The 12693-nt window shown below is 40.3% G+C and carries 13 protein-coding genes; 1 reads left to right on the forward strand and 12 read right to left on the reverse strand.

Going from position 1 to position 12693, the window contains the following annotated elements; all coding sequences use genetic code 11:
- Positions 1-27 precede the first annotated feature (27 nt).
- A complete protein-coding gene (moaC, locus tag ACGHIY_RS06695; RefSeq protein ID WP_278621805.1) occupies positions 28-531 on the reverse strand; it encodes a cyclic pyranopterin monophosphate synthase MoaC in 504 nt (167 codons plus the stop codon).
- 108 nt (positions 532-639) lie between these two features.
- On the opposite strand from moaC, the gene ACGHIY_RS06700 reads away from it, so the two are divergent.
- Entirely contained in the window at positions 640-1317 is a 678-nt protein-coding gene (locus ACGHIY_RS06700) for a metal-dependent hydrolase (protein ID WP_021148419.1), read from the forward strand.
- A gap of 105 nt (positions 1318-1422) precedes the next feature.
- Here ACGHIY_RS06700 and ACGHIY_RS06705 read toward each other — a convergent pair whose 3' ends face one another.
- From ACGHIY_RS06705 to ACGHIY_RS06755, 11 genes are all read right to left on the reverse strand, one after another.
- Positions 1423-3066, reverse strand: coding sequence for a VWA-like domain-containing protein (locus ACGHIY_RS06705; RefSeq protein WP_278621806.1), 1644 nt, complete (start codon positions 3064-3066; stop codon positions 1423-1425).
- A 135-nt stretch (positions 3067-3201) separates the two neighbouring features.
- The gene (locus ACGHIY_RS06710) at positions 3202-4302 is read right to left on the reverse strand and encodes an AAA family ATPase (protein ID WP_105086708.1); all 1101 of its coding nucleotides are present in this window, start codon (positions 4300-4302) and stop codon (positions 3202-3204) included.
- 12 nt (positions 4303-4314) lie between these two features.
- Complete coding sequence (locus tag ACGHIY_RS06715; protein ID WP_105086709.1) at positions 4315-5121, reverse strand: hypothetical protein; 807 nt, start codon at positions 5119-5121, stop codon at positions 4315-4317.
- Positions 5122-5233: 112 nt separating this feature from the next.
- Entirely contained in the window at positions 5234-5884 is a 651-nt protein-coding gene (locus tag ACGHIY_RS06720) for a TrkA family potassium uptake protein (RefSeq protein WP_008714417.1), read from the reverse strand.
- Between the two features lie 35 nt (positions 5885-5919).
- Positions 5920-7281: a TrkH family potassium uptake protein gene (locus ACGHIY_RS06725; RefSeq protein WP_270278483.1), complete on the reverse strand. Its 1362-nt coding sequence runs from the start codon at positions 7279-7281 to the stop codon at positions 5920-5922.
- 6 nt (positions 7282-7287) lie between these two features.
- Positions 7288-8292 (reverse strand): carbohydrate kinase family protein, encoded by a 1005-nt coding sequence (locus tag ACGHIY_RS06730; RefSeq protein ID WP_390525392.1) that lies wholly within the window; start codon positions 8290-8292, stop codon positions 7288-7290.
- A 339-nt stretch (positions 8293-8631) separates the two neighbouring features.
- Entirely contained in the window at positions 8632-10272 is a 1641-nt protein-coding gene (gene hutW / locus ACGHIY_RS06735) for a heme anaerobic degradation radical SAM methyltransferase ChuW/HutW (protein ID WP_120055516.1), read from the reverse strand.
- 21 nt (positions 10273-10293) lie between these two features.
- Positions 10294-10812: a flavodoxin family protein gene (locus tag ACGHIY_RS06740; RefSeq protein ID WP_008601576.1), complete on the reverse strand. Its 519-nt coding sequence runs from the start codon at positions 10810-10812 to the stop codon at positions 10294-10296.
- A gap of 28 nt (positions 10813-10840) precedes the next feature.
- Positions 10841-11644, reverse strand: coding sequence for an energy transducer TonB (locus ACGHIY_RS06745; protein WP_004696671.1), 804 nt, complete (start codon positions 11642-11644; stop codon positions 10841-10843).
- Between the two features lie 2 nt (positions 11645-11646).
- A complete protein-coding gene (locus tag ACGHIY_RS06750) occupies positions 11647-12054 on the reverse strand; it encodes a biopolymer transporter ExbD (RefSeq protein WP_004698605.1) in 408 nt (135 codons plus the stop codon).
- 2 nt (positions 12055-12056) lie between these two features.
- Positions 12057-12674 carry a MotA/TolQ/ExbB proton channel family protein gene (locus ACGHIY_RS06755; RefSeq protein WP_004696674.1) on the reverse strand — a complete coding sequence of 206 codons (618 nt, stop codon included), beginning with the start codon at positions 12672-12674 and terminating at the stop codon, positions 12057-12059.
- Positions 12675-12693 lie beyond the last annotated feature (19 nt).

The raw sequence follows: 12693 nt of genomic DNA on the forward strand, positions 1-12693 counted from the left end.
AAAGTTTAACTAAGAAATAGTATCAACTTATACTTTTACAAAATGTCCACTTTTCCCGCCTTCTTTTTCTACAAGATATGTAGGTCCTATAATCATACCCTTGTCAATAGCTTTGCACATATCGTAGACTGTTAACAGCCCTACTTGAACCGCTGTAAGCGCTTCCATTTCAACACCTGTCTTTCCTGTCGTTTTTACGGTAGCCCGAACCTTAACAGCACGATTATGTGTAGCATCTGTACAGGCAGGACTTTCACCATCAACAAGAGTACAATGCACCTCTACCTTAGTCAATGCTAACGGATGACAAAGGGGAATTAGATTACTCGTCTGTTTCGCCCCCATAATAGCTGCCAATTGAGCCACACTAAGAACATCCCCCTTTTTTATTGTTCCCGCCTCGATACGCTCATAAATGGCATCATTAATAGCAATAAAGCCTTCTGCCACGGCAGTACGAGTTGTAATATCCTTATCTGATACATCTACCATCCAAGCATTTCCATCTTGATCAAAATGTGTTAAATCCATAATATATCCTTACTAATTATGTATAAATTATCACCAATAGTTTTATTTTCATTTATTATATTATACAATAGAATTAAGAATTGTATGTACAAGGAAGGAAGTGTTCCTATGAAAACAAAACTAACTTATTTTGGTCACGCTTGCTTTATGCTCACACGTGGCGATGTATCCATGATTTTCGACCCATTCTTGACCGGTAATACATGGGATATCGCTAAAAGAGAAGACATCAAATGCCAATATATCTTTGTCAGTCATGGTCATGATGATCATTATGGCGACACAGATTTTATTGCCAAAGCAAATGATGCACTCGTTATTTCTACTGCTGAGGTAGCGGGTAAAGCGGCAGCTGCCGGTTGTCGTACACACGCCATGCATTTAGGTGGCAAGTTCGACTTTGAATTCGGTTCTGTTCGAATGGTTCCTGCCTTCCACGGCTCTGGCATCCCTGGCGGTCACGCTGCAGGTTGTATCGTAGATTTCTACGGAGATATCCTATACTTCGCTGGTGATACAGCACTCTTTAGCGATATGAAATTATTAAATCGTTTTGGTGAAATTGATTACGCCCTTCTTCCTATCGGTGATAATTACACAATGGGGGTTGAAGATGCAGCTCTTGCTGCTTCTTATGTAAAAGCGCGTATTTCCATTCCAATTCACTACAAAACATGGCCCGTTATCGACCGCGAACCAGGTGTATTTACAAGTCTTGTAGAAGGTAAGTATAACCAAACAGCACTCATTATCGATCCAGGTTCTTCTATTGAGCTTAACAGCTAATACAAAATCTACAGACCTAAAAATGACGCAATCCAAAGGATTGCGTCATTTTTGTATATCGTCTTGGTTCAAGATCAAACCCATAAAAAATTGCATTCTAATAGACTAAATCTCTTGATTTGCCATAGAAAAGCCCCCACGGTTAGCCATGCGTACAAACTCATCAATATCTTGAGTTTCATCAATACCAACATAGCCGAGTTCACGAACCAGGCCGTATGGGGTATGCAAAGATAGTTGTGGGTTCTCACCGGTCAACACCCACAGCACCTTATAGCCTCTTGGCGCCTCTCGTAGTCGCTCTTCCCCTTTGCCATCTGTAAAGTATACAAGTAAATCTACACGGTTTTGATTAGCCAGAGAGAATACAGGGGTAAAGGCTGTTGCACCACGCACATCAAGGCGCGGCTTCACATCCTTCACGGATTCCATCGTATAGGTGCGGCGCACCTCATTATCACATTCTACAACGGTAATGCGATGGTTATAGGCATGCACGATTTGTAACACTTGCTCTAAGGCATTCGTAAACTCCACATCAGTTATACTACCACTCATATCGAGAGCAACCCATACATTTGCCTTATGTTGGCGCAATGTACCTGACAACTCCAAGCGCTCAGGCTGACGACGATTACGACGCATCGTCGTTTTTTTATATCCACTCGCTACCTTGCCCATCAACTTTTTGAGATAAAAATACCATGGCAAGGCGCGGCGTGTCTTTTGGAATGTATCGATAAGACTTTTCACATAGCCTTCCATATCACCCTTTGAAGCTTCGTTGATATAGCGCTCTGTGATTTGGTCCATCGTGTCTGTATCAATAGAATCAGATTCATCCCAAATATCATGGCTAGTTTGAGGGTCAAACTTCATAGCAATCGCCGTATCTGCGTTATCGATAGGCACAAAGAGGTCTGTTTTTTCTTTCATAACATTATCAATAGCCTTCGCATAGTATTCAATGGTACGGAAACGCTTTAATAACAAACCAAAGCGCGCATTTACATTGGCTACCGTTACTGCATCACGGTCTACATGTTCAAGGTAATCGTTTACGACCATGTCCATAGCCATATGGACTGCTGTTTTGTGAAAGCCTTGGCTCAGTGCTTTTACCCGCATCAAATGAGCAGAAATGATATGAAGAACTTCACGCTTAATACCATCCTTCATCACATCAGGTGATTGGCGTAACAAGATAAAGGGATTTACATATAATACATATCCGCCCTGTTTAAGATTAATACCAAAAGCACTGGCCATATCAAAGCGAATGCGATGAGTCATTTGTAAGTAAAAGTAACCAAAGAATTGGTCCTCTTCAAGGAGCAGACTGTTTACATCATGTAATATGTTCCACAACCGTTGCTCATAGGCAGGTGTCATTATCGCTTGCTGCATAACGGAAAGGTCTGTCCCCTCCACTTGTACGTCTTCAAGAGCACGACCGATGGTACCTATATGGCTATCCGACATATTATGGTTCATAAGATCGGCCGCTATGCGTTCAGGCGCCATGCTATGATGTTGTTCTTCATAGCTATCTACATAGGCCTCATAGGATGCGTATATTTGCGTATACAAAGCCTCTGCTTCGCGATGTATGCGCTCTCGTTTCGCATGCCATCGATCAAGAGCCTCGATAGCCTCCGCATCATAAGAACCCGTTTTTTCCCAGCCATCGATATGAGTCAGTAAATCCGACGCATCACGTATATCGTCCTTATCTAAGTTTCGTTGCATATTTACACCTCCTTTTCTTTAGAAAACAAATTTAATATATGTCATATGCCATATATCAATTAGCATAATAATTAATAATTTACTACAGTCGATTATCTATATATAGCTTCGATTTGGTTAACTACGCACATAAAATTATTTTTGCGCGTCAAAGAAAGTATCTACAAAAAGGTCATCTTCAATAGCATAAGCGTAAACACGCTCATACGTATTACGAAGATCTTTCATAACCGCTACGCGCAAATCCCCTGGATACAAAGTTAAAAACTCCACAAAGTGATGTACTTCCTGCGCATTGCTATTGCGATTTAAACGATGCAACATATTTTTTGCTGCTACATAAAGGCGAGTTGGGCTTTCACCTTTAACCTGCTCAGCCATAGACATAATAGCACCTGGTTTTTGAACCGCCGCCAATACATCATCAAAGGTAATAAGAGGTTCTTGGTCGGACTCGATAAAGTTTACAAAAGCCTCCGCAATGAGTTTACCTACGTTACCGCGGATAACATTCATAAATACGTCACGACTATAGCTTGTGCCCTCTTGATTCTTATAAATTCTATATAGACCGGACACGCGTTCAAAGGAACGAGGTGTGGCATCGATATCGTCTTCGTGACGTTGATTTAAATATTCTGGATAGGAAGAAATAAATTCAATAACCTTTTCTTCAATACCAGCACCAATAGCCCAGTCAATCCATTGCATATAATCAGCATTCATATAAAGCCATACAAAACGGTTTTGCTGTGCCGGGTCCATGTCAATCGTTTGGTAATCAAAGGAATCCTCAGGGTTCATAGCGGCGATGATGCGCACTTGATCACTTAAAGAAAAGCCATTAATTTCACGGTTTAGAATAAGGTTCATCAATTCTTGTTGAACTGCATGTTCTGCGCGGTTAATTTCGTCGATAAACAGTAATACTTGGCGCCCTTTATCTACGGCTTGTGCCACATGTTCCAATGTATGATGCACAGCGTATACTGTAGTTTTTACATCCCGTGTATTGCCATGACCATCCGTATGAGTCACCGTTTCTACTGTAGGCAAGCCACCAATTTCACCTTCTTTTAAAAGGTTTCCGTCAATAGTTACTAATTCCCAATTATGTACCTCTGCAACGCGCGCTGCGAGAGAGGTTTTACCTATACCCGTCTCACCGACGAGCAAGGGTACTTGATTAGCAGCAAGCACTAACTCAACGCTTGCCATTGTATCTATAAAGTTCATTGTATCTCCCTTCTAATATCTCAAATATTCGCCTACTGCAATTTTCTTAACAGTTCTAGTACCATACCTATCAATAAGTGACAATATATCAATAGGCCATTTGGATTGACGTCCACCGATAGCTTTATTGTTGATTAACTCGCGTACATAGTCTTCATCAACGGTATCGCTAGAAATGGCATCTAGAATTATATCTTTGATTTCGTCTACCGTAACGCTCAATGTATTAGGTATATAACCGACGATAGCCGCACTTACCTTAAATAAATGCAAGGCCAAGTTCTTAGTGAGGTTTGTAATCTGACGCATTGCCTGTGGATCTTGCTTTACTGCTGCTTCTAGTACAGCTACGCTAGGCTCATCAATGTAGCGCAAGGCTAAGTAACTCTCTTGCACGGCTTGTAACTGCACAGCTTCGCTTGGAGCATTGATATATTGTAAGGCATCATAATTCGCCTTCACCGCCTCTAATTGCAATTCTTCAGATGGGTTCGCAATATAGCGAATAGCCCAACCTGATTGAGCTAACGCACTTTTTATTAATGTATCAGACGGATTGTCGATATATTCTAAAACCGCCCAATCTTTTTCCACTAAGGCTTTTAACAATTCTTCTGTAGGATTTTCAACGAATTGTATAGCTCGTGGTGCTTGTGAAAGCGCCGTTTCAATAACCTTTTGAGTAGGTTCTTTAATATATTGTAACAACATGCCGTTTTGTCCCACACATGTAAGTTGCATAGCTTCTGTAGGATTTGGAATATTTCGAATCCCATGTGGGTTATTGGTCAGCGCCGTTATATATTGTTCCTCTGTCATAATAACCTTCATTTCTATATTAAAAGGCCATACGAATACGTATGGCCTATACTGAATTCTATCTTATTATATCATATTTTTTCGATATATTTATATCTCTTTCGTATACTTACTACACTGTTAATGCATCTAAATCAGAATTATTTCCTATGATTAATAGTTTATCCTCTGCTGAAAGAATCGTAAACGGATTAGGAGGGACTTCTAAATCCTCCCCACGCCTGATTCCTACAGCATTAAGATTATATTTCTCACGCAGATTAGAATCTTTCAAGCAAGTGCCTACCAAAAATTTTGGCATATCTACTTCAATAAGGCTAATACTTTTAGATAGCTGTAGGTAATCCATTACATGTTCTCGTGTCAACGATTGAGCTAATCGTTGTGCCACATCGTATTCTGGATAGATAACCATATCTACCCCCATCTTCTTGAGCATCTTACCTTGGAGTGCATTTTCAGCTTTCGAAACCACATGAGGCATTTTCATTTCTTTCAATAACATCGAAGTCATAAGATTTGCCTGGATATTATCCCCAATAGCAACAATAACTATATCAAATTGGCTCAAAGCTAAGGCTTTAATAGCCTCTTCATCAGTAGTATCTGCTACGATAGCATGTGTGACATAGGGGGAAACCTTTTGTACAATTTCTGGATTAATATCTACACCTAAAACCTCATGATTCATAGAGGCTAACATCTTGGCTATAGTCGTACCAAATTGACCAAGACCAATGACGGCAATTGTTTTATATTTCATGCTATATCTCCTGATAGACTAACTATTCTACTCAATTACAACAATACATTCTCTTCTGCATACCCAATTGGCTTCGTTGGTGATGTCCTAAGAGCCCATGTACCAATAACGGTCATAACACCGACACGACCGGTAAACATAACAAGCATCAGCACCCATTTACTGCTTTCAGATAAATCAGATGTAATTCCCGTCGTAAGGCCTACAGTCCCAAAGGCAGACGTAACCTCAAATAACAATCGGATAAAATCATAAGGCTCATCCCAGGCCAGATAACATGTGGCTATTAAAATAAGAAGGAGCGATAAAAATATAATCCCGTTGGCTTTAAGCACGGTTACTAATGAAATACGACGTTCAAAAATCTCTGTATCTGGACGGTTATTAAACAAGGTACGCGATGCAAGTATGGTTACTGCTACGGTACTAATTTTAACCCCTCCACCGGTAGAGTTCGGGCCCGCACCAATAAACATGAGAATAATGGTAACAAACAAGGTAATTGGATGTAATGCATTATAATCAACCGTTGCAATCCCAGCTGTACGCGGCGTAATTGATTGAAATAAAGAGGCCATTATTTTATTCCAAATCGGTAATGTCCCAAAGGTTTTTGGATTTGACCATTCCACACCTAAAAAAATGATAGTTCCTAATAGGATAAGAATCGCTGTGCCTACTAACATAATCTTAGTGTGAAGTTTTAAGTCAACAAATCGTCGCACCTTACGGTGTGACCATATGTCAAAGGCCGCTAAATAGCCAAAACCACCGATAACAATTAGTACTGCTGTATTGATATTAAATAATATGTCCCCTACCATGGCATAAGGCAGATCATTATCAAAAAATACAAATCCAGCGTTACAAAAGGTGGAAACAGCTTGCATGATACCGGTATACAATGCAGCCTGTCCAATATAGGGATATAGCTGAATCGTATAGATTATGCCTCCCACAATTTCAATAGCAAAGGTATAAAGCGTTAACTTTTTCGTAATATGTAATAAACCAGTCATACCCTCCTGTCCGACGTCCTCGGACAAAAGCATACGATTTTTAAGGCCTACTCGTTTACCTAGAAGCAAAGCAATTATGGTTGTGAAAGATACAATTCCTAACCCACCTAACTGAATAAGGATAACCATTACAATCTTACCAAATAAAGACCAATGATAATAAGTATCTACAGTGGTCAGCCCTGTTACCGAAACACAAGATACGGCGGTAAAAGCGGCATCTACAAGAGCCGTCGTCTGCCCCTGAGCACTCGCCATCGGTAACATAAGCAATATTGTACCTATAATCATGACGCCTAGAAAGCTAAACGCTAATAATCGATAGGGATTTTGTTGCATGTACCGTTGTACATGAGAATGGGAAATATCGTGCCACATACTGATTTACTCCAATCCCATTAACTTATTTACAACGTGTAAACTTGGTAAAGCGCTACGACCACCAATCCCTTGCGTATTTAAAGCTGCTACAGCGGACGCAAAAATAGCAGTTTTTTCTAAATCAGAATGTCCACAATGTTGTAATAAATCTATAGCATATGTAGAGGTCTTTAACCCTTCTACTGGGGCTAACTCTCTCAATAATGTAACAAGCTTTGAAAGAAATGCACCATGAAAACTATCTCCGGCCCCCGTTGTATCAACTACATATTCTTGAGGGAAGGCCTGACAACGATAGAAAGTTCCATCAGGCCATACGAAATAACTACCATTAGCGCCATCCGTAACCCCCGCAATAAGAGCACCACGGTCATGAATGATATGGCAGGCTTCTTCTAAATTAGTAGTGCCCGTATATTTTTCAGCATAATCACGAGCAACAATAGCAATATGACTTGACTCTGTAATAGATTTCATCTCTTCATCGTAGCGCTGTGCACCTCCATCGAGGGAGATAATAGTACCTGCCTCTTGTGCTAACGCCATGGCAGAACACATGAATTGTCGATGCCGTCCATTGACATGTAAAATGAAAGCTTCTTTAATTAATTGCTTATGAGTATCTAAAAATACTGGCTCTGGCGCAGTAGAGCGTTCAAAAAATACGGCACGCTCGCCAGTGCTATGCTTTACTAGGATTGTAGCAACGCCACTCTTTTCCCCCTTTTCAATGTGGATAGCATCAGTATTAACATTATATTTTTTGAAATCATCTAAAATATGACGCCCCACCATATCGTCACCGATACTGTCAATCATGGCCGTACGTGCACCATATTTACCTGCAACGGCTAATGCTGTAGCTACAGGTCCTCCACCATCGGTGGTAGAAGATACAACTTGTTGTACCTCACGTCCCGTTGGGTAATGATCCACAACGATGAAGCGGTCTAATGTGCTAGCCCCAATACCTAATATATCTATTTCTGTTTGAGGACATGTATTCATACTAACCTCCTAAGCCTTTTATCAGCTATACAAGCAATATCACTTCACATCTTATAGATTTACTATCTCACTTATTGTTTTATGATTTTAACAGCAATTAGACTTTTATTGTCCTTATAGACTTATACATCTATTCCTATACATCTATTGCTATACTTTTTAAAGTCATTTAAGTCTTATACCTACAGAATACCTTTCGCTCTATAAAAAGTAAACCCCAGACTACAGTCTGGGGCTACTTTGTACTACAGAGAGCACGTATATGTCACGTAATATGTCTTGTATATTATATGTTGATTATTGGGAGAGGTTGTTAGAATTAAGGTGTAACATAACAGTTTAAGACATCATACGTTCCATCATATATTCAATCTCATCAGCACTTAAATTGTACATAGCTTGTACCATTCGTTCTGCTGCTTCGCCAGAAGCACCGCTCTTAGCAATTTCAGCTTTAGCCTTAGCAATGAGAGCATCTTTACGTTGTGCTTCGGAATCTTCGTCAGTTGGTACAGAGATATTGGCTTTACCTTGGCCAATGCCACGTACCTCTTGGTTAGGATTTTCTTTAGAAGTTGTTTTTGTATCTTGTGCTGCTACTGCTTCTATAGCGAAGGAATTCTTACCAGTCATGATATATTCAACAGCTTCTAATGTACTTTGCGTAAGATTTACAGTCCAGAATTCGCCTGCATCAGTCAATTTATAAAGCAAACCATTATAGGCAACAAGACCTCGTTTTTCCCATAATTTATAGAGCCAGTTCAATTCATCTAATCTGGAATCCATTTTTACTAAGCTCATAATATTGAGGAATCCTTGTTCTAATTGACTTACTACTCGGTTGACGATAGGTTGTAAATCACTTTGTTTCATAAGGGCCATAAATGGTTTTTCACCGCGGGTAACCATATCTTCGTATGGTTTTAATGCACGATGTAACATCATGCCATAACCGTCGACGTTACCACCTGCACCACTACCAAATGGGAACATTGGGACGCCCGATTTAGCTAAAGTGTTATATAGGCTACGCTCACGATTATTAGCACTCCAATGTGCAGCACTCAATCGGCGATAAGATCGCGCATCTAGGTATTGTCGACCGAATTCGAACATATCTCCTTGCATTGCTGTTGTGGCTGCAGCTGGAACTTTACCGTTTGTAATGTCTTTATTGAGATCACTACCATCAAATACATTTAATTGATATAGGTCTGCACCATCAACACCAGAGCTTACTAAATCAGCTAAATCTTGTTCCCACACCTCCATAGTTTGACCAGGCAAGCCATAGATTAAGTCAATAACGACAGAGCATTGACCATAAGCTTTCAAAGCAGCTAGTCGTTCTAATACGGTTTCTTTCGTATCTAAACGGCCTACCATTTGACGCACTTCTGTGTTAAAAGATTGTACGCCGATGGACATACGGTTGACGCCGTTTGCCATCCAAACTTCAAGATTTTCAGGGATCAAATCGTGAATACGACCTTCTAAGGTAAGCTCGTAATCATTTGCCAATGGCAAGTACGCTTTAATCGCTTTAAGCAATCTTTCAGAATTTGTAGGTGATAGAGATGTTGGTGTGCCACCGCCGATAAATACGGCATGGATCAAACCATCTTTTAATCTCGAACGCTCACTAGCGAGCTTTAATTCACTGATAAGACCATCAATATATTGGTCTTCAACACTTTGACTCGTACCGTTTTGGAAGAAACCACAATATGTGCATTTTGTCTTACAAAACGGAATATGAATGTAAGCGCATTGCATTTCGCCCTTTTTAGGAGTGCCATTCATTAACGAATCCCAAACGGCTTGTGTTTCTTTTGGAGAAACGAGCGTACCATTGAGACCTGCATGTACAACACGTTTATGAGGAAATGCACCACTCATCGGATTATCGCATTCTAAACCTAGTTGTAGGTTTCGCTGCTTCTCCGGAATGGATTCAAAGAAACTTGCTAAACTCATACTCCAATCCCCTTTCAGAAATTAGGCTTGCAACTTTGCAAGTACAGATTTTGTAAATTCTTTTGCATTTGCAAAGTCTTGTTCATCTGGATGAGTTTCCGCCGCTTTATGTAATGCATCGCGTTCTGGGCTTTGCCCATGTGCTGATCCAGGGGGGAACATTTTATACATCATTTCGATTACTTTAGGATCGATTTTACCTTGGCATACGAAGCCGTCTACAAGAGCTTCTTTGTTAGGCAATAATTCAGATGCTTTTTCGATACTTTCACGAGCATGATCAGAATCAGCATACATACCTAATGTAGCAAAGAATACCACATTAGGATTCTTTAAAGTTTCAATCAATTTTGCCGCTTCTTTATTCGCTGTACCTCGATCCACCCAGAAACCTACGAATACTGTATCATAATCAGCTAAATTTTCAGGTGCATCTTTTACAGGAACGCAAGGTGTACCTTCAGGCATAACGGAAGCCATTGCTTCCGCTACACTTTTAGTATTTCCCGTAAGGGAAGAATATAAAATAATAGATTTCATATTTATCTCCTTTATTACTTAGATATATTTATTCTTCTTCATCTTCGCCATCGGCCTGTACTACAAAGTGTACAGGAACTTCTACCGGTTGTATATCCCCTGTTTCATTTGGATACGGAGTCGCTCGTCGCACTGCATCAAGAGCCGCTTCTACAAATATCTCATCGCCACCACTAGTTGGATATACGTCTATTAAATTACCATTAGTATCTAATTTAGCCATTACATTAATTGTAACATCTACGTTCATTTTACGCTTAATAGCCGCATAAGGAATTTGTTTTTGGCTATCTACAGCTGCATAAAAGCCCTCTACATTGAACGCTGCTTTACCTGTACCATGACCATCACCTTCACCGGTACCATCACCTGTACCAGTACCATGGCCTCTACCATCACCAACGCCAGTACCTTCACCGGTACCATGACCGCCACCAGATCCGCCACCTGATCCAGGGCCTGTGCCACCAACAGCGGAATTATCACCGGATGTATTGCCTTTATTTTCACTTGCTTTAGCTGCCACATCTACTGCATCAGGGATATCTGTTGCTGTAGATGGTTCAACATTTGCTACAACAGCCTTTGTTCTTGCCGCTACTTCATCTGCTGACAATGGTTTTGGGAACAGATCTGCTCTGTTACCTCCGCCACCACCAGCATGTCCACTGCCACCATCATCGAGCACACTTTGTGTGAGGTCGATTTCATAGGTATCCATTTCTTGAATGGCTGGAACCACTACAAAAAAGATTACAGCAATAAAGAGAGCAATAAGATGAACTACGGCGGATATAATGGCTGCTTTTTTCCATGATATGCCTAGTCCCATAGTTATCCTTTCTGTTCAGCTGCAATAGCTAAGCGTTTAACGCCAGATTGTTTTAACATGTCCATAATCGCTACTACTTGACCATGAGCCGCTCGTTTATCGGCTTGTAAGATAACACTAGCATTAGGGTTTTCTTGGATACGTTGTTTTACCATTGCCTCAGCATCGTCAATGCTCATTGGCTTGTTATCAATCGTAATATGACCCTCCGCATCTAATGTTAAAACCACTGGTAATTGAGCTGGTGCAGAAGCACTAGTAGCCTGTGGTAATTGTACAGACAAGGCTTTTTGAGCCACTGTTTGCAAGCTGTTCATCATGAAGAATACCAACAAGAAGAAAATGATATCAATCATTGGAATGATCATGAATTCCGGCTTAGTTTTCATACGAAAGCTTTGCAAGTTCATAACTATTTCCACCCTTCTCGTTTAGCTGTAACTATATTTACACACATATTTTCAATTTGATTAATAATGGAGTCCAAACGATGACTAAAAATTGTGTAAACGATAAATGCCATTATGGCCACACATAAGCCAGATGCTGTCGCGATAAGCGCCTCACCTACACCACCAGTAATGGCAGATGCACCCGCACCGGAGTCAAGGATACTGAAAGAGCCAATCATACCTGTTACTGTACCAAGCAAGCCCAATAATGGAGAAATTGTAACTGTTGCACTTAAGTAGTCCATATATTTTCGGAAACCAACTGCATCAACCCCCATTTGATCAGCAAAAGCGGTCTTCATTGCTTCTTCGCTAGAATCATTTTTTAAACCTGCTTCTGCAATACGACTTGCAATAGAAGGGTTCTCTTTAATTACTTTATCGATTTCATCCCAACGTTGTAGTTTTGCGAATTCATTTACTGCATGAGTTACAACAAATGTTTTGCCTGCATACTTACGATAGAAGAAAGCACGTTCTGCAGCTATAGCGATAACCATGAAAGACAAGAGTAACAATGGATACATTACATACCCGCCACTATGAAATAAGTGAATGACATAATTTAAATTTTCCATATTTGTAACCTTTCTGTCT

Source organism: Veillonella parvula, from assembly GCF_042850485.1.
Taxonomy (GTDB): Bacteria; Bacillota; Negativicutes; order Veillonellales; family Veillonellaceae; genus Veillonella; species Veillonella parvula_Q.